Raw genomic sequence first — 20,073 nt, 5'->3', positions numbered from 1 at the left:
ACGGTACGGGGCTTGCGCCGTTCGGGATATTTTGGGATACTTCCCACACTTGTCGACATGTTTGAAGACCTTTTTATGAACCTCAGCGGAGCCCGCCATGGACGAAAAGATAGAACGCACAGAACAGGACAAGGAAAAGTTTTCCGCAGGTAACGACACTCCCCCCGCTCAGGAACAGGAAGCCCCCGTTCAGGAAACAGAGGCCTCCGGCACGCCGCCGCAGGCTGACGCCCCCGCACAGGAAGTAAAGGAAGAAGACGCCGCAGCGGAAAAGGAGCAGCCCTCCGGAAACGCCGGAGAGGAAGCGCCACAGCAGGCCGATGCTCCGCAGGATACGCCGCTGGAACTTGCCAAGCCCGTGAAGAAGCGCAAGGTCGTCCGCAAAAAATTCTCCGCAAAGCCTGCCCCGGAAACGCCGCCGCCCCCGCCTTCCGGCCCCGCCGCAAAACTCTTCGACGTGCTCTCCTACGCAGGCCTGCCTCTGCTCATCGTGCTTGCCGCCGCCATGACCTTCCTTGAAGTATGGCAGGTGCGCGACCTGTGGTTCTCCGATGAAGTGCGCCTCGCCGACGCCTTCATGAACCTCAAAAACGGCGACTGGCTCATGCTCACCATGAACGGCCTGCCCTACCCCGACAAGCCGCCGCTGTATTTCTGGTTCATGGAAGCGCTCTCCATGATTCCGGGCATCACCGTGCCCATGGTCTTCTTCCTGGCCGTGGCCATTTCCCACGCGCTGTTCATCGGCTCCATCTGGCTGCTTGCGCGCGGCACGGGTCATGACAGGTGCGTTGCCTTCGCCGCCGGTCTGGTCGCCTTGAGCTGCCTCTACATCAGCGGCGCGGCCTGCTACCCCCGCATGGATCTTCTCTTCGCCGCCGTGGTCACGCTGGGCATGACCTGCCTGTACCGCGGCTGGATCAAGCCTTTTGCGCCGTTCTGGCTGACGGCGGGCTTTTTGCTCATGGGTGTGGCCACCCTTATCAAGAGTCCCCTCGGCATCGCCTTTGCCGTGGCCGCCAGCATTCTTTTCCTGTTCTGGCGCGGCACTCCCGGCCGCCTGAACGGGCGCGACGGCCTGCCCGGCTTCCTGCTCATGCTCCTTGTCATCGCCGCCTGGCTCGGCATGCTCTACCTTGAAGGCCATCAGGACTACCTGCGCGACATGCTGGGTACGCAGCTTGCCGGCCGCGTGCTCGAAGGCGGACATCACGCCGAACCGTGGTGGTACTATCTGGCCGCCATTCCGATCATCTGGGCGCCCTGGGTGCTCATCATCCTTTTCGTGAACTGGTTCGCCGCATTGCGCGGCATTCCCGCCGCATGGAAGAGCCGCAGGGAAAACGGCGGTTCCAGCTGGCTGTGGATATGGTTCTTCTCCGGCGCGGCCATGCTCTCCTGCGTGCAGGCCAAGATGGCCGTCTATGCCCTGCCACTGCTCGCTCCCCTCGCCGTGCTCACCGGCCGATCCCTGCTCCGTCTTTCCCCCGGGCGCAGCCGCTGCTTCTTCAGCCTTGTTTCCACCCTTCTGGCGCTCCTCGGTCTCGCCCTCGTGCTGGTGGACGTCTTCCCGCTGCTCCGCCCCTACATCGGCGGATTCCTGCCGCCCGTCCCGGCCATGATCGACCCCTGGCTGAACGCCCTTGACGGCACCATGTACATGGGCGGCATCCTCGTGCTGCTCGCCGTGGTACTGCTCTTCTTCACCCGGCTTTCCCTGCCCGGCGGCGCCATGCTCGTCACGGCCGTCGGCATGATCGTCATGCTCCAGCCGTATCACTTCTTCGTGGCCCCCTCCATGGACAAGATCCTGAGCCCCCGCGCACAGGCCGCCGCCATGGCCGCCAAGGTGAAGGAAGGCTGCGCCCCGGCCGCGTTCCACGTCTACCCCGGAGCCTATGCCTGGCACCTCAATGAAATTCTGGCTCCCGAAGGAAAGCGCCTTTCCGTGCCCGACCTCGCCACGCCCGAAGCCCGGGATGCCTGGCTGAAGGAACATCCGAGGGCCGTCATGGCCATGCCCAAGGCCGACTGGGACGCCTGGACGCAGAAGCCCGCCGGCGCGGAAGTGATACTCACCGCGTGGATGGTGCACAAGCCCTATGTGGTGGTGGCCTTCAGTGCCGCCGCTCCCGCCGCAGAACCGGCCCCGGCTGCAGAAGCGCCTGCGCAGGCCGCGGAACCTGCCGCGGAACCGGCTCCTGCCGAGGCCGCGCCTGCCCCCGCAGCGGCTCCTGAAAAGGCCCCCGAAGCCGCCTCTGCTCCCGCAGAAGCTGCGGCCGCCGCACCCGCTGCACAGACCGAAGCCCCGGCCGCATCCGCTGCACAGGCAGAAGCTCCGGCCGCCGCTCCGGCTGCTCCGGCTCCAGCCCCCGCACAATAAGCAGGTCCCATGCCCGGCGTGACGCTCCGTTGCGCCGGGCATGTTTTTTTCCCACCGGCAGAACCTCAACCCGGACATATCGTTATGAGTTATCTCGCCCTTCTTTTCTGTGTCGCTCTGGCCTTCTTTCTCGGCGCCGTCCCCTTCGGGCTGGTCATCGCCAAAACCTTCAAGGGCATAGACCCGCGCAAGGCGGGAAGCGGCAACATAGGCTCCACCAACGTCGCCCGCCTCTGCGGCCTGCCCTGGGGCATACTCACGCTGTTCTGCGACATCATGAAGGGCCTGCTGCCCGTGCTGCTGGCCGTGTATCTTCTGCCTTCACCCTACATGCAGAGCGTCGTTGCCCTGGCGGCGGTGGCCGGACATGTGAAATCGCCCTTCCTCGGCTTCCGCGGCGGCAAGGGCGTGGCCACCACCATCGGCGCGCTGCTGCCCCTGGCCTTCTGGCCGCTTCTGTGCGCCGTGCTCTGCTGCGTGGCCGTCATCGCCGTTACGCGCTATGTCTCCCTGGGCTCCATGGTCATGTCCGTATCTCTTGTGGTGTTCTATGCGCTGTTCGGCCGCTTCGACCTCGTGCCCCTCGCCCTCATCCTCTGCGCCATGATAATCTGGGCGCATCGCGCCAACATCGGCCGCCTCATGAGAGGCGAGGAAAGCAAATTCCTTGCAGGAAAAAAGAACTGAAATTCATAAAAAAACCTGTGCATTGCAACTGCGGTAATACTGGACCTTCATCATCTTCTATGCTAGGTTGTTTTTTAAGAGCAAAAGACCCCATGGTCCGATGTCTTTGCGTCCCATGAACGCGGGGCCACCCCGCTCCCGGCCTGGCCGGGGAAGGAATTGCTTATGCAGATCGAAGTTGTTTTCCGTAATCTCACCCCTTCCGACCCCCTGAAGAACTACGCTCTCAAGCGTTTCCAGAAAATAGACCGCATGGTCGGCGACGAGGCGGCCAAACTTCTGGTCACCCTTTCCATGGAAAGCAACAGGCCGAAAGTCGATCTTCTGCTCACCGGGCAGGATCTGAACTTCGCCGCCAGTGAAAAGAACGACGACATGTATGCTGCCATCGACCTGTGCAACGACCGCATCGGTCAGCAGCTGCGCAAGGCCAGTGAACGCCGCAGTCAGATCAACCGCGACACCATGGTGAACTCTCTGGGAGAAGCCGACGAATAGGCCCTTCCGCTTCCTTCTGAACACAGCCTCCGGTTCCTGCCGGAGGCTCTTTTTTTGTCGCACAGCTTCAGCGCGCCCTGCCGGAGGCGAAGATACGACGCATCTTCCTGCATCTTTTCCGGATCGTTCCCTTCTCCCGGCTCAAAATTTTTTGCGTGACAAGCGAAGTCAAAAAAAGTATCTTTTCCGCTCTATGATTTTGGAGGCTTCAAATGAGTCACGAAATAGATACGCGCATCATGACGGTCGGCAAGGCCAAAATAGACAATCCGGCCATAGGCCCTTATGTCGACGATACTCCCGTTCCTTTTTATCTTGACGCCGAACACGGCGGCGAAGACGTTCAGGGCCTTGAAGGCGCTCCCGTTTCCATCGAGCAGGCAGGCCCCCGCCAGCATGTTTACTATGATCCCGGCAAGACCAGAGCCGCCATCGTCACCTGCGGCGGTCTCTGCCCCGGCCTCAACGACGTCATCCGCGCCGTGGTGCTGGAATCCTACTACGGCTACGGCGTACGCTCCATTCTCGGCATCCGCTACGGCCTGGAAGGCTTCATTCCCAAATATCATCACGACATCATGGAGCTGACTCCGCGCAATGTCTCGGAAATCCACACCTTCGGCGGAACCATTCTCGGCTCCTCCCGCGGCCCGCAGAGCGCCGAGGAAATCGTGGATGCCCTGGAGCGCATGAACGTCAACATCCTGTACATCATCGGCGGCGACGGCACCATGAAGGCCGCTTCTGCCATTCAGGAAGAAATCTTCCGCCGCAACCTGCACACCTCCGTCATCGGTATCCCCAAGACCATCGACAACGACATCAACTTCGTGCCCAAGTCCTTCGGCTTCGATACCGCCGTGGACGTGGCCACCTCTTCTTTGCGCTGCGCCCATACCGAAGCCATCGGCGCGCCCTACGGCGTAGGTCTGGTCAAACTCATGGGCCGTGAATCCGGCTTCATCGCCGCCCAGGCCACGCTTTCGCTGAACATCGTCAACTTCGTGCTCGTGCCCGAAGTGCCCTTCAAGCTGGAAGGCGAGGGCGGCCTGCTTCCCGCTCTGGAAGAACGCCTGCGCAACCGCTCCCACGCCGTCATCGTCGCGGCCGAAGGCGCGGGGCAGGACCTGCTCACCGCAAGCGGCAAGACCGACGCTTCCGGCAACCGCGTGCTCGGCGACATCGGCCTCTTCCTCCAGAAGGCCATCAAGAATTATTTCTCTACCAAGGACATGGACGTCACCGTCAAGTACATCGACCCGAGCTACATCGTGCGTTCCGTGCCCGCCAACACCAACGACAGGGTCTACTGCGGCCTTCTCGGCAGAAACGCCGTGCACGCGGCCATGGCCGGCAAGACCAACATGGTGGTGGCCCGCCTCATGGACCGCTTCGTTCACCTGCCGCTGCAGCTCGTCACGCGCCGCCGCCGCCAGATAGACATCAAGTCCAACTACTGGCGTTCCGTCATCGCCACCACGGGCCAGCGCCTCGCCTAGGCATTGCCTGAGCGAATCCTTCCGGTCAGAAGCCCCCGCATTCTGCGGGGGCTTTTTTCATGCCCCGCGCCTTCTGAAAAAAGCGCGTTTCCCGCACCCCAAACCGCGCCCCTTCCGGACACTTTCTGCCCGCGCCCCGGCATCCGTCCGTCAGGCAGAAACACGCTCATGCCCCGGCAACCGCAGTATCCGGGAAAATTCCGCGGCAGGCGGAACCAAGGGGGCGGTACTCTTCTTCCCGGGCAGAACAGGGCAGTTTCATGCAGGCCCTGCGCCACCGCTGATTTTTACGGGGAACGACGGGCGGCCGACAGCTGTGGACCCATTTCCGGCAAAGACCGTCACGACGGATTGTTCTGCCATCGGGTGTAAGGATGCCTGATGAGGTTGGAATTGAAATAGCGGGGATCGCCGGTGACTTCCTGCCCTGCCCATTCCGGCCTGTCGAAGGCCTCGTCTTCGCTCTCCAGCTCGATTTCCGCCACGATCAGCCCCTGATTCTCCCCGAAGAACTCATCAATTTCCCATACGAACTTCCCCTGCGGAATCCTGTAGCGTTTCTTTTCGATGATCGGCTTCTCTGCAAGGTTATCAAGAAGGAAGTTGCCATCCTCAAAGGGAATTTCATACTCATATTCCACGCGGGAGGCGCCGACGGTGAGGCCTTTGATGGTGAGAAACGCCCTGTCTCCCACGGTACGGACACGAACGGTGCGCTCCTTTGCGCTGTTCAGATAGCCCTGACGGTATAATGTTCCCTGTGCAAGCCCACGCCATGCCTCGCCGATGACAAGAAACTTCCGTTCTATTTCCTTACCCATGACGCACTCCTTTGCATGAATGTCATCTTTTGCGGCATCACCGCATGACGGGAATATACCTCAGCCTTCTTCCTGAAAACATCCGTTTCCACCGCCCTTTCCCCGGATCCCGTCATCTTCTGCTGCCAAAGCCTGCCGGACCACGCCTGCCGTGCGCTCCATTTGCTTCTTGCGAAGAGCGGCGGAATGGCCGATACTGTCATGAGACATACCCTTCCCTCACCTTCCGCAACCCCCGTTGTCCATGAGCGAATTTCGACAGATCAAGGCTTCCGCCGGGTCCGGCAAGACCTATACCCTGACCAGTACGTTTCTTTCCCTGCTGGCCGGATCTTCCGGCGCGTCGTGGAGCAGGCCGCCCTCGGGCTGCACCCTTTCGGGGGAGGAAAGCTACGGCTGGCAGGAAATTCTCGCCATCACCTTCACCAACAAGGCTGCGGCGGAAATGCGCGAACGCCTGCTTCAGCGCCTGAAGGGGCTGGCCCTCACCCCGAAGAAGGAAGCGAAGGATCCGTTCTGGAAGCCCGCCAAGGCGCGCGAAGCCGTGGACATGCTCATACGGAGCTACGGCTCGCTGAACATCCGCACCATCGACAGCCTGCTGCACCTCATGGTGCGCCTCTCCGCCCTGGACTTCGACCTTTCCCCGGATTTCGAGCCGCGCTTCTCCGATGAGGAAATCACCGGCCCCCTGTTCGACGACATGGCCGAACAGGCCCGCACCGATGAGGAACTCGGGGCCGTGTTCCGTCGTGCCTGCCGTCAGATGCTGCGTTCGGAAAAAACGCGGGGTTTTCTTGCCGGAGACCGTATCCGCGAACGCGTGACGGCCATGGTTTCCCTCATGCTGGCGGCGGACGGCTGGAGCATCCGCGACCTCGCCTCCCCGGAAGAGGCGGAGGAGCATTTTCAGCAGGTGCTCCGCAGCATTCAGAACGACGCGCTGGAGATGCGCGCCCGCCTGGAACAGGAAGACCTCAAGGCCTCCAAACATTTTCTGAACGCCCTGACGGCCTGCATCGAATGCGGAGGCCGTGCCACGAAACTGCCGCTCTCCTCCGCCATGTTCCAGAAGGAAAGCTTCGACGAATGCCTGCTCAAGGCCTCCCGGGGAAGCGCCAGTCTGGCCCTGCATGCTCTTTATGAAAGCATACAGACCGACATGCGCTCCCTGCGCGTGCTCATGGGCGCGCGCCGCCTCATGCCCTTTGCGGAACTCGCCCAGGCCGTGTATTCCCGCCTGGAGGATGAGGAACGCCGCACGGGCATCATTGCGGCCTCGCAGGTGCCGCGGCTTGCCATACGCGCCGCAGACGACAGCGAAGGCGTCAACGAACTTTTCTGCCGCCTCGGCGCGCGCGTGCGCCACATGCTCATCGACGAATTTCAGGACACCAGCCGCGATCAGTGGATGGCGCTTCAGCCTCTGGCCGAGGAGGCGCTCTCCAGAAACGGTTCCCTCACCATCGTCGGCGACGTGAAGCAGGCCATTTACGGCTGGCGCGGCGGAGATGCCGCCCTTTTCGACGAACTGGTGCGCAAGGGTTCGCCCCTGCTTTCCCTGGTGCCGCGTCCCACGCTGGAAACCCTGCCCTTCAACTGGAGAAGCAGGCGGCACATCGTGGCCTGGAACAACGCGCTCTTCTCTGCTCTGGGGAATCTGGACGCGGCCAGAGAACTTCTTCTGCCCCTTGCCGAAGGGGACACGGAACTATTGAACGAGCAGGCCGCCCTGCTCTGCGAGGCCTTCGACCGCGCCGCCCAGAGTGCGGAAAAATGCCGTTCCGGCGGCTGCGTGAGACTGCGCAGGCTGGAAAAAGGCCGGGAGGAGGAACTTCTTGCCACCCTTCTGCCCGACATGGTGGAAGACATGGGCCGCACGCGCTCTCTGGGCGACATCTGCATTCTCACGCGCAACAACGAACAGGCGGCCAAGGCCTCTTCATGGCTCATGGCGCGGCATATTCCCGTGGTCACGCAGGGGAGCCTGCTGCTGGCCGAACAGCCCGTCATTGCGGCCCTCGTCAGTCTGCTGCGCTTTCTGAACGACCCGGAAGACGACATCGCCTTCTGGTCCACCCTGCTCAGTGCGGAACTGCTCCCGCCCCTGCCCTGCGAAGGCCGCGCGCTCAGCAGCACGGATCTTCTCGACTGGGCGACCGGACGCCCCCGCAGAAGGAGCATGGCGGCCCAGTTCGCCCAGGATTTCCCCGAAGCGTGGGAGGCCGTGTTCGCCCCCCTGCACGACAATGCGGGCCTGCTCACGCCTTACGATGCCGTGATGGAAATCGTGGAGCGCTGGCATGTCATGGAACGCCGCCCCGAAGCGACGGGCTTTGTGCGGCGCTTTCTGGAACTTGTGTTCAATGCCGAAGAATCGGGCATTTCCGATCTTTCCGGCTTTCTCGAACTGTGGGACGAAAGCGGCAGTCAGGAAAAGGCTCCCCTGCCCGAAAGCATGGACGCCGTGCGCATCATGACCATGCACAAGGCCAAGGGGCTGGAATTTGATGTGGTCATTCTGCCGTGGCTGAATTTTTCCCTGGGCCGGGCTTCCGACGACAAGTCCGTGTTCTGGAAAAGCCGCGGCGTCGGCCTGCTCGCGCCCTTATGCCGGGAAATGGGCAGGCCCTGGCTCAAGGACCGCATGGACACGGCCCGCGAGTCCCTGCACCTCATCTATGTGGCCATGACCCGGGCCGTGAGCGAACTGTACTGCTTCCTGCCCGATCCTTCCGACGGCCCGGTTTCCCTCATGCTCGACACGCTCATTTCCCGGCAGGCGGACAGACTCAGGGAACAGGGCGACGAACTCTGCTGGGGCGACGCCGCCCCGAAGACCGTCGGAAAACCTGCGGAAAAAGCCCCCCGGCCCGCAGCTTCCGTCCCCGCCGCCTCCCCCCCTGCCGCACCGCAGAAGGAAGCGGAAAAAGCTCCGGAAGAAGAAACGGAAGCCTGGCGGCCCATGGGCTGGCTGCCGCGCCTGCGCATTTTCAAAAACGCGCTGGAAGACTGGACCTTCACGCCCAGAAGGCGCGGCACACTCATCCATCACTGTCTGGAAAGCCTGCAGATTTCCGGCGTGGGGGAAGCCTCGGCAAGGCGCGACGCGGCCCTTGCCGCCGCGCGCGGCATATCCACCTTCCCCCTGCCCGTACCCGACAGGGAAGCCGTGTGCAAAGACATTGAAGAATGCCTCGCCTGGTACGCCCTTCTGCCGGAAACGCCGCACTGGCTGGCCTTCGGCACGCCGGAACATTCCCTGCTGGACAGCGAGGGCAGGCAGCTTCGCGTCGATCTTCTGGTGGACGACGGAAAGGAACTTGTGGCCGTGGAGTACAAGACAGGCACAAGCGGCGATCTGCCCGCTCCGGAGCACACCCGGCAGCTTCAGCATTACCTGCACCTTCTTGAAGAGGCCATGGGCCAGAAGGTGCGCGGCGCGCTCGTCTACCTCGATCGCCGCGAAATATTCCCGATTTTCCCCGGAGACCGTCATGACTAGCCGCCAGCGTTCCTTCAGTCCCTTCCGCATCGTCCCGTGGGACGACGACTTCATGCTGCGCGTGCATGAGCTTGCCCACGACATGACCGGAGGAAAACCGGGCAGGGCCGTCATCGTGTTCCCGCTCAACCGTCCCCGGCGCTATCTTCTGGACATCTACAGAAAAGAGTCGAAAGGGCCGCTTCTTCTGCCGCACATCATCAATGTGGGCCAGCTCATCGAATCCTGTCTGGAAAGCTGGACGCGCTCCGTGCCGCGCATGGCGGGCACGCTGGATCAGGTGGCCGTGCTCAAGGACTGCCTCCTGGACATAAGTCTGGACGAAGAGCGGGAAAGCCCGCTGGCGAAACTGGCCCGGAGCCTGCGCGAGGAAGACGGCATGGCCCGCTTCTTCCCCTGGGGGGTGCGCCTTGCCCGTCTGCTCGATGAATGCGCCACGCACATGGTGGAGGCGGAAGATCTGCTCCATGTGGATGACATGGTGGCCCCGTATGCGGTGACGCTTCTGGGAAGCCTCAGCCGCATACAGGAACGCTGGCGCACCCTTCTGCGCGGCAGGGGCATGAGCACGGCGGGCATGCAGGCTCAGCATGCGGCCCAGCTTGCCGGAGCCGGGCCGGATCTGCCGCTCAAGCTTCAGGGCCGGAAAATCATCATTGCGGGCTTCGTGCGGCTTACCCGCGCGGAAGAGGTGCTGTTCCGCTATCTGTGGGAACGCGGGGCCGTCGTCTGCCTGCATACCGATCCGGGCATTCTTTCCGGCGGCGGGCACTGGAGCTGCATCGACCATAAGGAATGGCTCCAGCGCTGGAAGGCGCGGGGCGAGGTGTTCGGGGAAAGCCGGAATGGTGAACCCCGCATCCACTTCTATGCCGGGTACGATCTGCATTCCCAGCTTCTTTCCCTGAAAAACGAGCTGGAGGCCAGGCCCTGCCGCGACGAGCGGCGCGCCGTGGTCATTTCCCATGATTCCCTGCTCATGCCCACGCTCCACCATATTCCGGAAAAGAGCATCAACATCTCTCTGGGCTATCCTCTGCAGCGCTCCCTGCTCGCCCGGCTTGTGGAACGGCTGCTCGACACAAGGCGCGGCATGGACGAGGAAGGCCGCGTGCACTGGAAAAGCCTCATGGCCCTCATCCGTCATCCCTATGTGCGGATGCTGGGCACGACCGGGGAAGATGAGACCATCCTTCCCCTGCGCCCCTTCCTTTCCCGCATGGAAGGCACCCTCCGCCGGGGCGGCCGCATGGTGGACGCCTTTACCTGCGCCTCCGATCTGGTGGACGACATTCTGGGCGATCTGGAAGGCGGCCCCCTTGCGGAGGGCCTCTGCGAAGAAAACGGCCGGCTTCTGGAAAAGACCATGCGCGTACTGGTGGACGACTGGCGCAACGTGGCCACGCTGGAGGATCTGGCAGGATGCCTGCGTTCTCTCTGCGCGCTTCTGCTGGAACACGGGCGGCATATCTGGCCGCGCTTTCCGCTGGATGCCGAATGTCTGGCAAGACTCATGCAGAACGTGATTCCCGATCTGGCCGACAACGCCATGGCCGGGGAGCGCCTTTCTCTGGACTCGCTCTTTGCCATCGTGCGGGAAAGCCTTGCCGAGCAGCGCGTGCCCTTTGAGGCCGACCCGCTCACCGGCCTTCAGATTCTGGGCACGCTGGAAACCCGACTGCTGCATTTCGACCGCGTCTATATGCTGGATGTCACCGAAGACGCCCTGCCCGGAGCACCCGCACACGATCCGCTTCTGCCCGACAGTCTCCGTCCCGTGCTGGGCCTGCCCGACAACAGCCGCCGCGATGTTCTCGCCGCCCATACCTTCCACCGCCTCATCGCCGGAGCCAGGGAAGTGTTCCTCTACTGGCAGGAAGGCGTGCAGAGCGGCGTGCTGGACGGCAAGAAACTCCGTTCCCGCCTGGTGGAGGAATGTATCTGGCATGTGGAGCAACGCACGGGGCACATACTGCGCCCGGGAGAGGAACCACTCCTTGCCGCGGCCTTTCCCATGGCGGAACCGCCCCTTCCGCAGGATGCGCCCATCCTGCGCACGCCTGCCATGAACGAACGCATGCTGGAGCTGCTCAGCCGCAGGATATCGCCCACGGCGCTGGACGCCTACCTGTCCTGCCCCGCCTTTTTCTTCCGCAAATACGCCTGTACCCTGCGCGAGGCGGAAGAAGTTCCGGAAGGCGACGATCACCTCGGCGTGGGCATCATGCTTCATTCCGTTCTGCTCAGGGCCTTTCAGCCTTTCCTCGGCAAGGCCGTGAAGCCGGGAACCATCCATGCGGAACTGCTGGAGAGGCTGTTTCATGAGGAACTTGCCGCAAGCAACCTCACGCTCAACCTTCCCGCCCAGAGCCGCTTCATGCTGGAGGCCGCAGGCCCGGCACGACTGCGGGACTTTGCCGCCAATCAGCCGGACGTCGTGGAGCTCATGGCGCTGGAGCAGAATGTTTCCGCAGACATCGAGGCCGGCGGCCGCCGCTTCTTTCTGGAAGGCAACATCGACAGGCTGGATCTCCGGGCCCCGGGCTTTGTCATTCTCGACTACAAAAGCGGCAGCACGAGCCGCCAGCCGCACCCTTCCTTCTGGCAGGACGAGACTCTCTGGGAATCCATGGAACAGTGGCGGCCCGGCCTGTCCGATCCTCTGCCGGAACTTGCCATGGCTCTGCCCAGCGTGCAGCTTCCCTGCTATATGTACATCTGCGGACACGACGCTTCCCACGCCGACATGCTGCGCCGCGCCCCGCTCTGGGATGCGGCCCTTGTACAGCTTGCCGACAGGGGCGACGAAATTCCCCTGCTGGGGGAAAAAATCGACGCCGAAACGCGAAGCGACATCATGGAACGACGCATTCCCGCCCTGCTGCGCTTTCTGCTGCGCCACATGGCCACGGCCACGGAATTTTCCCTCCGCCGCACGGAACGCTGCGCGCGCTGTCCCTACCAGAGCTGCTGCCGCTGAACGCACAAAAAAAGGCGCGTTCTTCGCGCCTTTTTCCCGGCTCCGGGCGTTGGACAGAATGCCGGCCCCGGAAACGAAAAGCCCTGTTCACTTCCCCTGCCCGGCGGCATCTCCGGAACCATCGCTCTCCCTGCCTGCCGCCTTCCGCGCGGCCTCCTCGTCCAGCATGTCCGCCAAGATGTCGCAGGTGCGCTTTGTCATTTCTCCGCATACGGAGCGGAACAGGCCCTTTTCCGCCGCTTCCCGCATGACTCCGGGCTGCGTGATGTCCATGCCGAGAATGTCCCGGCACAGACGGTGCGGCTGTGTCTGCGAAAAGCGCCGCTCAAATTCCGCAACCTTCTCCAGAAGAAGCGGTTTTCTGCTCTTTGCTTCCTCCATGGTGGCCGCGCTGCCGTAATACAGGCCCAGCACAAGATGTGCGCCGCTGATGCAGCCGCAGGTTTCGGCATGGCCCATGCCCGTGCCGAAGGCCGAAGCCATGCCTATGGCCTGTTCGTCGCTGATGCCGAGGCGCGAGGCACAGTGCAGGCACACGGTCTGCGCGCAGTATCCGAAACGTGACGGTGAAGCCATATTTTTCCCCCAGTATGTCATTGTGGTTCATGGCCGCTCTCCTTTGCAGAGCTGCAGCCGGAAATATTTCCCGAGCGCAGGGCTCAGGCTCCTGCAGGATGTTCACGCCCTCTCCCCGCCATGTCACGCGCCGAACGGGAAAAGGCATATCCGGCCTGCACAAACATCTTCCGGGCGTCTTCCACGGAAAAGCCCTTCCACTCGCCCGGCACCTCCCCGGCATCCCGGGGCACGGCGCCCGTTTCCACCACCAGCACGTTGGCGCCCCACTCCACCGCCAGAGGAACGGGAGGATGCACGCAGATATGGGGCGTTGCCGTACCCCCGCAGAGACGCGCCACGGCCGCCACCTGCGCAAGGCGCTCTTCCGACACCTCCTCCCGGCCTTCAAACGGTGTACCCGGCACATTGATGCGCGCCATGACGCCGCATATTTCCGCCCCGGCGGAAAGGGCCGCCAGCAGGGAATCGGCAATCTCCCCGTCCGTGTGTTCCACGCCCAGCGGCTCCGCAAGACAGGCCAGCGTCATGCCTGCATTCCTGATGGTGTTCAGGGCGGCGCGGCGCTCGCCCGGATCGAAGGGCGTATCCCGGCCTTCACCGAGACGCAGGGCATGGTACATGACCTCCACGCCCGCCTTCTTCAGGGCCTCTATGTCGCGCGCGCCCTTCTGGCCGGTATTGGCCACCAGCACGCAGCGTTCCGGCAGAAGCTCGCGCGCCTTCGCCGTCAGGGCCGAAAGCCGTTCCAGACCGTACTGTTCCGTGGTGCGGAGCACCACCCAGGCCGCGCCTTCAAAGGCATAACGGCAGGCTGCGCCCAGAATGTCGCCCGTTGCCCATTCATGAGCCTCCTTCACCACGCCCCATGCCCTGCCGAAGGCGCAGAAGGCGCAGTTCATGGGACAGGGGGCGCAGTCCACGCCGACGGCCGCCCATAACCGCGCCGTATCGCCGGCGACCTCACGGGCCACACTCCGGGCAAGGCGTCCCAGAAAGGCGGCTTCGGCAGAACGGGGCGCATAGGAGAGAAGGCGCAGCATATCCTCGCGGCGGGGCAGTTCTCCGGCCAGAGCGCGCGCTCTGACCTCTTCCATGAAGGCACGCTCTTTTAAAGGGCACGCTTCCCAGGAGGGACGGCCTGTTCTCTGCACCGCCTGAAGAAAGTCCAGCACGCTTTCCAGATGCCCGCGACTCCGGGCAAGGGTCTCCGTCCAGCGGTTCAGGCAGCGCATGCCCCGTTCCGTGACGGCGTATATTCTGCGCGAAGGGCCTTCCCCCCTGCCGCTGACGCTTTCCAGCACGCCGTTTTTCTCCATGTCGCGCAGCATGCGGTAGCAGCCCGTCATGTCCGGCATCTGCGGCCCGAAAAGCCCCGTATCCGCCAGTTTCCGCACAAGGGCATAACCGTGCACAGGCTCCTGCGCCAGAAGGGCGAGAAGCACGGGCTGCACGAAGCGCGGCAGATTTGCCCCGGAACAGGCACACGAATCAAGAATGTCCACTTCTTCCCCCGGCATGTCTTCTCCTCCGACGCAGAAACGGGCGTAACCTTCCGCACCCGGGCGATGTTTTCCCTCAGAAGGGCAATGCCTGCCGGGGAAGCACAAAACGCCTTTCCGCCCCCTTTCTCAGGCTGCACGGCCTCTCCGGGCAAACCCGGCAACCACTATAAGACCTGATCCAATAGTAGAAAAAAACGTCCCCTCCGGCAAGGGAGGGCGCAGAAAATCAGGCGGTACGCAGGAGGGCCTGCACATCCCTGTCGTGCCCCAGAATGAGCACCTTTTCCCCTTTCTCGAAGCGATGGGAAGGCCCGGGCATGGGCTGAAGCTCACTTCCCTTCTTCACGCCGAGGACATTGACGCGGTATTTCTGCCGCACGGCCAGTTCCATGACGCTCTTATTCAGCCATTCCTCGGGAACGGCGATTTCATAGATGGAATATTCGGGCGAGAGCTTCACATAGTCGAAGATATGTTCGCTGCTGTAGCGCATGGCGGCCCAGTCGGCCGTCTGCATTTCGGGGTACACCACGTCGTCGGCCCCGTTCCGCAGAAGAAAACGGGCGTGCACCTCGCGCGAGGCGCGGGAAAGCACGAAACGCGCCCCGCAGTCCTTCAGAAGAGCCGTAGCCTCCAGAGAACTCTGAAAATCGTCGCCTATGGCCACCACACACAGGTCGAAATTGCTCACGCCCAGAGAACGCATGAAGCTTTCGCTGGTGGCATCCGCAATCTGCGCGCTGGTGACGAATTCCAGCGCGTCGTTGACCCGTTCCTCATTCTTGTCGATGGCGAGCACGTCGTGGTTCAGCTCGCGCAGTTTTCCCGCCATGCGGCGGCCGAAGCGCCCCAGGCCTATCAGCAACACGGATTTCATGCCATACGCTCCTTTCAGCCCACGGCCACATCTTCGGCAGGATAACGGAAGCCGTCCTGCCGCATATTGGAGGAAAATGCAAAAAGCACCGTAAGGCCGCCCACCCTGCCGAAGTACATGAGCGCCATGATGAGCATCCGCGACGTGTCGGAAAGGTGCGGCGTCGCTCCCAGAGAAAGCCCCACGGTGCCTATGGCCGAGGCCGATTCAAAAAACGCCGTCATAAGCGGCAGATCATCCAGAGCCGAGAGCAGCATTCCCCCGGCAAGAAACAGCAGAAGGTAGCACACAAACAGGCCTGAGGCCTTGCGCAGAGCCATGTCGGGCAGCCTGCGGCCGAAACCGCGCACGTCGTTTCTGTGCAGAAATATGGCCATGAGTCCCAGAACAAGCACGGCCAGCGTGGTTACCTTGAAACCGCCGCCCGTGGAACCGGGAGCGGCCCCCACGAGCATGAGCAGTATGGTGAACAGCTGCGAGATGGGATGAAGGGCGCCGAGATCCACGCTGTTGAAGCCCGCCGTGCGCGGACTCACGGCCTGAAACAGCGCGGCGAGCGCCGCCTGCGGCAGGCTCATGTTCCAGGACTCTTTCTGAAACTCGAAGAAAAAGTAAAAAAGAAAGCCTCCCGCCGTCAGAACCAGACTGCTGAGCAGCACAAGCTTGCTCTGCAGGCTGTAGCGCCGCAGGTGCCTGCCGTGGGAACGCACATCGTTCATGGTGAGAAAGCCTATGCCGCCCAGGGTGATGAGAGCGGCAATGACAAGGCAGACAAGGGCGTCCTCCCTCCAGGCCGTGAGGGAAGAATACGGCTGCGCCTCGCCCATGAGGTCGAATCCGGCATTGCAGAAGGCGGAAACGGCGTGAAACAGCGCCATCCACAGGCCCTTTCCCAGGCCCATGTCCGGGCAGAAGCGCAGAGCCAGAAGCGCGGCTCCCGCAAGCTCCACGGCAAGCACCGTGCGGAAGATGAAGCCCGTCAGCCGTACTATGCCCGCAAGGTGCGGCGCGGAAATGGACTCCTGCATGACATAACGCATTCTGAAGCCTATTTTCTGCCCCGCAAGCACGGCCACGGCCACAGCCATGCTGATGACCCCGAGTCCGCCCATCTGAATGAGCAGCAGAATGACCGCCTGCCCGAAAAAGGACCAGTAGCGCATGGTGTCGTGCACCACAAGACCGGTGACGGTAATGGCCGAGGTGGCCGTGAACAGGGCGTCACCGAAATCCGCCCCCAGTCCGTCTCGCGTGGTGGAAGGGAGCATGAGAAGCCCCGTTCCGCAGAGAATGAGCAGAAAATACCCGAGAATGATGATCTGCGAAGGGCTGAGGCGCTCGTTATTCCAGAATGGCATGTACTCTCCGGCCGCACGGCAGAACAGGCAGGCTCATGCGGTGCGGCCGTGCTCCCGGTACCCCGCCTGTACACCGGAGGAAGGCAGAGCGCGGAGCGAAAAACGCTCCGCAGACTCTGCTTCTTCCGGCCTGAAACAGAAAAACTACAGTCCCGCCGCACCGAGCAGCGTGGCCTGCTTCTTCGTCTCCTCAGCAAGGAAACCTGCCGCGGCAAGGCGGGAAAGGCTTCCGCCTCCGTTCAGCTCCAGCACCACGTCGGACATGGCTTCCTTGTACTGCACCCAGAGTCTTTCGGCCTTTTTGATGTTCGCCTTGCATGCGGCCGGATCTTCGGCGGAATTGCAGGTCTTCAGCGCCGCCGCGTAATTTTCATTCAGCACCTTGTCCCAGTGCGTGTATGCGGCGTTGGTGCAATCCATCATGTCCATGTCGGAAACGGCGTTTTCCATGCAGACGTTGTAGCCCGGCGCAAGTTCCTCTTCTGCCGGAGCCGTGCCGGGAGTCAGAACAAAAAACGCACCCAGAAGCAGCATCACCGTCAGTTTGCTCATAATATTCCTCCTTGTCGCGGCGCTCAAGGCATCGCGCCTGCCCCTGATGTAGCACACTCCGCCCGGCAACAAAAGACCGGCATGCCCGGGACTCCGGCTTTTTTGCGCAGAAAAAGGTCATGCCCGGCCCCTGATGCAGAAAACATCCAGGAAAAGCCCTGCGGCAGAACGGGATCTTCTGCTCCTGCCGCGGAAGGCTTTTTTGCCCGGCATGAGGCAGAAGCCTGCGCCCTGCGGGAAAGTTCCGAAGAAAAATGCGTTCTTTTCCGACGCGCTCCGGGCAGTTTTTCCGCTCCGGCCCCCGCGCGCCCAAAAGATCCGCGCAGAAGCGAACCTGCCTGCCCCGCAGAGGCAAACACGCGCCTTTCGGGACAACATTCCGGAAAGAACGATGTCCCCGGACGGAAAAGGCCCTGAACGCTGTGAGCAGCCTAGCCCTGCTGGGATTCCGAAGGCTCGATGTAGGTGGTTTCCAGATCGTCGAAGGCCGTGAATTCCGGCCGGTACGCAAGTTCCACCGTGCCGGTGGGGCCGTTTCTGTGCTTGCCGATGATGATTTCGGCAATGCCCGTCTTCGGGCGGTCGCCCTTCTTGTTGTAGGCGTCCTCGCGGTGGATGAACATGATGAGGTCGGCGTCCTGTTCGATGGCGCCGGATTCACGCAGGTCGGAAAGCACGGGCCGCTTGTCCGTACGCTCTTCCACCTTACGGTTGAGCTGGGAAAGAGCGATGACGGGCACCTTGAGTTCCTTGGCAAGAGCCTTCAGGTTGCGCGAGATGTCGGAAATTTCCAGTTCGCGGGAATCGTTGCGGGCCGAGTGCATGAGCTGGAGGTAGTCCACCATCACAAGGTCAAGGCCGTGCTCGGCCTTGAGGCGGCGGCAGCGGGCGCGCAGGGCAAGAGGCGTGAGGCCCGCGGTATCGTCGATGAAGATCTTGGCGCGGGAAAGCGCATCGGCCGAGGCGGAAAGCTTGGCCCAGTCGTCGTCTTCCAGAAAACCGCGCCGCACGCGGGAAAGCTCCACCCTGCCCCAGGCGCAGAGCATACGATCCATGAGGGATTCCTTGCTCATTTCCAGGGAGAAGATGGCCACCGTGGCCCCGCCGGAAAGCGCGGCGCGCATGGCCACGTTGAGGGCGAAGGCCGTTTTGCCCATGGAGGGACGGGCCGCGAGAATGATGAGATCGGTGGGCTGCAGGCCCGCGGTCATCTTGTCGAGCTGCATGTAGCCCGTGGGCACGCCCGTGGTCACGCTCTTGTTGTTGTAGCGGGCGAGAAGCTCGTCGAACACGGAACGCACAAGTTCGCTGCTGCTGCTGAAGGTCTTGCTGTTGGCGCGTTCGGAAATGGAAAATATGGCGCGCTCCGACTCATCGAGGAGCGTGGGCACATCCTTGGTGGCGTCGTAGCAGTTGCTGATGATCTGTGCGGAAGTTTCGATGAGCGTGCGCTGCATGGCCTTGTCGCGCACGATCTTGGCCCAGTGCACGGCGTTTGCGCCGCTCACCACCGCGCGGGAAAGGTCGCCGAGGTAGGCGGCGCCGCCTGCGGCTTCCAGCTGGGAATGATTCACCAGCCAGTCGAACACCGTCACTTCGTCCACGGGAGTGTTCTGCTCGAAAAGAGCCATGAACGCCCCGAAGATGATGCGGTGGGCGGGAATGTAGAAATCGGTGTCCCGGAGCTGATCGATGATTTCCTGCAGCAGGTCGGGACGCAGAAAAACGCCGCTCAGAACGGCCTGTTCGGCCTCCTCGCTGTGCGGCGGCACGCGGCGCAGAAGGTCATCGCGCGCGCGTTCGGAAAGATCGCCTTCCTGACGGGAAGAACGACGAGAGCCGCCGCTCCGCGAAGGAGCGGCGGCTTCATTCATGACGGTATCCGGGCTGTCCATGACTCGTCAGGCTTCCGAGGAAGCTGATCAGGCATTTTCAGCGGGAGCTTCCGCTTCGGCGGCAGGGGCTTCCACGGGAGCTTCTTCTTCAACGATGTGCTTTTCTTCGGACACGATCTTCACGGTGAATGCAGGCACCACGTCGGCGTGCAGACGGGCGCGCACATGGTGTTCACCCAGGGTACGGATGGCGCCGTCGAGCAGCAGACGATGACGGTCCACTTCGATGCCCATGGCGGCGAGAGCGTCGCCGATCATGGCGGGCGTCACGGAGCCGTAGAGCTTGTCGTTTTCACCAACGCGCATGCTGATGGTCACCACCACGCCTTCCAGCTTGGCAGCGAGTTCGGAAGCAGCGGCACGCAGGGCGTCCATACGGGCCTGCAGCTTCTTGCGTTCCAGTTCGAACACACGGATGTTGGCGGGGGTGGCAAGGCTGGCAAGCTGCTGGGGGAGCAGGTAGTTGCGGCCATAGCCGGGCTTGACATTGACGATGTCGCCGAGGTGACCGAGCTTTTCAACGTCGGCACGAAGGATAACTTTCATTTTGCTCTCCTATGCCGTTAGATGTTGGTCTTCTTCTTCACTTCGCTGGAATGGGCGGAAGTGTAGAACAGCAGGGCCATCTGGCGGGCGCGCTTGATTTCGGTGGTCAGAGCGCGCTGATGCTTGGCGCAGGTGCCGGTGATGCGGCGGGCGACGATCTTGCCGCGTTCGGTGATGAAGTCGCGGAGGATGTCGGGACGCTTGTAATCGAGAGCCAGTTCAGCGTCGGCGCAGAAGCGGCAGAACTTGCGACGAGGAGCAAACTTCTTACGGAAAGCCATTACGCGACCTCCTCGGTGGCTTCAACGGAATCAGCCAGCTTGACGGTCATGAACTTGAACACGCCGTCGGTGATGCGGATGATGCGTTCCAGTTCAGCCACGAGCTGAGA

The 20,073-nt window shown here is 62.4% G+C and carries 16 protein-coding genes and 1 pseudogene; 6 read left to right on the top strand and 11 right to left on the bottom strand.

The annotated features are described in order from the left end of the window. The first annotated feature begins 97 nt into the window (after nt 1-97). The 4 genes from Q0K07_RS08145 (at nt 98) to Q0K07_RS08130 (ending at nt 5,067) form a co-directional block, all read left to right on the top strand. On the top strand, nt 98-2,383 hold the full coding sequence (locus Q0K07_RS08145; RefSeq protein WP_294558350.1) for a dolichyl-phosphate-mannose--protein mannosyltransferase: 2,286 nt from the start codon (nt 98-100) through the stop codon (nt 2,381-2,383). An 84-nt stretch (nt 2,384-2,467) separates the two neighbouring features. Next, nucleotides 2,468-3,070 carry a glycerol-3-phosphate 1-O-acyltransferase PlsY gene (gene plsY / locus Q0K07_RS08140; protein WP_294558349.1) on the top strand — a complete coding sequence of 201 codons (603 nt, stop codon included), beginning with the start codon at nt 2,468-2,470 and terminating at the stop codon, nt 3,068-3,070. A 165-nt stretch (nt 3,071-3,235) separates the two neighbouring features. Then, a complete protein-coding gene (raiA, locus tag Q0K07_RS08135) occupies nt 3,236-3,568 on the top strand; it encodes a ribosome-associated translation inhibitor RaiA (protein ID WP_077071697.1) in 333 nt (110 codons plus the stop codon). Nucleotides 3,569-3,780: 212 nt separating this feature from the next. Next, nucleotides 3,781-5,067: an ATP-dependent 6-phosphofructokinase gene (locus Q0K07_RS08130; RefSeq protein WP_294558348.1), complete on the top strand. Its 1,287-nt coding sequence runs from the start codon at nt 3,781-3,783 to the stop codon at nt 5,065-5,067. A gap of 341 nt (nt 5,068-5,408) precedes the next feature. Here Q0K07_RS08130 and Q0K07_RS08125 read toward each other — a convergent pair whose 3' ends face one another. After that, nucleotides 5,409-5,888: a CYTH domain-containing protein gene (locus Q0K07_RS08125; protein ID WP_294558347.1), complete on the bottom strand. Its 480-nt coding sequence runs from the start codon at nt 5,886-5,888 to the stop codon at nt 5,409-5,411. A 60-nt stretch (nt 5,889-5,948) separates the two neighbouring features. Then, nucleotides 5,949-6,098 (bottom strand): hypothetical protein, encoded by a 150-nt coding sequence (locus Q0K07_RS08120; protein WP_294558346.1) that lies wholly within the window; start codon nt 6,096-6,098, stop codon nt 5,949-5,951. A 34-nt stretch (nt 6,099-6,132) separates the two neighbouring features. Here Q0K07_RS08120 and Q0K07_RS08115 point away from each other — a divergent pair, with 34 nt between their 5' ends. Further along, nucleotides 6,133-9,393 (top strand): exodeoxyribonuclease V subunit beta, encoded by a 3,261-nt coding sequence (locus Q0K07_RS08115; protein ID WP_294558345.1) that lies wholly within the window; start codon nt 6,133-6,135, stop codon nt 9,391-9,393. Next, complete coding sequence (locus Q0K07_RS08110; RefSeq protein WP_294558344.1) at nt 9,386-12,373, top strand: PD-(D/E)XK nuclease family protein; 2,988 nt, start codon at nt 9,386-9,388, stop codon at nt 12,371-12,373. The genes Q0K07_RS08115 and Q0K07_RS08110 overlap by 8 nt, the downstream gene beginning before the upstream one ends. 87 nt (nt 12,374-12,460) lie before the next feature. Here Q0K07_RS08110 and Q0K07_RS08105 read toward each other — a convergent pair whose 3' ends face one another. From Q0K07_RS08105 to Q0K07_RS08065, 9 genes and pseudogenes are all read right to left on the bottom strand, one after another. Next, nucleotides 12,461-12,949 (bottom strand): C-GCAxxG-C-C family protein, encoded by a 489-nt coding sequence (locus Q0K07_RS08105; protein WP_294558343.1) that lies wholly within the window; start codon nt 12,947-12,949, stop codon nt 12,461-12,463. Between the two features lie 83 nt (nt 12,950-13,032). Further along, entirely contained in the window at nt 13,033-14,469 is a 1,437-nt protein-coding gene (locus Q0K07_RS08100; protein ID WP_294558342.1) for a helix-turn-helix transcriptional regulator, read from the bottom strand. A 211-nt stretch (nt 14,470-14,680) separates the two neighbouring features. Then, complete coding sequence (locus Q0K07_RS08095; protein WP_294558341.1) at nt 14,681-15,331, bottom strand: TrkA family potassium uptake protein; 651 nt, start codon at nt 15,329-15,331, stop codon at nt 14,681-14,683. A 14-nt stretch (nt 15,332-15,345) separates the two neighbouring features. Beyond that, complete coding sequence (locus Q0K07_RS08090; protein WP_294558340.1) at nt 15,346-16,689, bottom strand: TrkH family potassium uptake protein; 1,344 nt, start codon at nt 16,687-16,689, stop codon at nt 15,346-15,348. A gap of 144 nt (nt 16,690-16,833) precedes the next feature. Then, nucleotides 16,834-17,241, bottom strand: coding sequence for a lysozyme inhibitor LprI family protein (locus Q0K07_RS08085; protein WP_294558339.1), 408 nt, complete (start codon nt 17,239-17,241; stop codon nt 16,834-16,836). 431 nt (nt 17,242-17,672) lie between these two features. Next, nucleotides 17,673-19,115, bottom strand: coding sequence for a replicative DNA helicase (gene dnaB / locus Q0K07_RS08080; protein ID WP_294558338.1), 1,443 nt, complete (start codon nt 19,113-19,115; stop codon nt 17,673-17,675). Nucleotides 19,116-19,163: 48 nt separating this feature from the next. Next, the gene (gene rplI, locus Q0K07_RS08075) at nt 19,164-19,682 is read right to left on the bottom strand and encodes a 50S ribosomal protein L9 (protein ID WP_294558337.1); all 519 of its coding nucleotides are present in this window, start codon (nt 19,680-19,682) and stop codon (nt 19,164-19,166) included. A gap of 17 nt (nt 19,683-19,699) precedes the next feature. Next, nucleotides 19,700-19,963, bottom strand: coding sequence for a 30S ribosomal protein S18 (gene rpsR / locus Q0K07_RS08070; protein ID WP_077071685.1), 264 nt, complete (start codon nt 19,961-19,963; stop codon nt 19,700-19,702). Continuing rightward, nucleotides 19,963-20,073: pseudogene (locus tag Q0K07_RS08065) on the bottom strand (30S ribosomal protein S6); the annotation flags it as partial. The pseudogene Q0K07_RS08065 and the gene rpsR, both read right to left, overlap by 1 nt.

It is taken from the genome of uncultured Mailhella sp. (assembly GCF_944324615.1).
Taxonomy (GTDB): domain Bacteria; phylum Desulfobacterota; class Desulfovibrionia; order Desulfovibrionales; family Desulfovibrionaceae; genus Mailhella.
The sequence above is the reverse complement of the archived record's forward strand: the minus strand, read 5'-3'. Positions and strand labels throughout refer to the sequence as shown.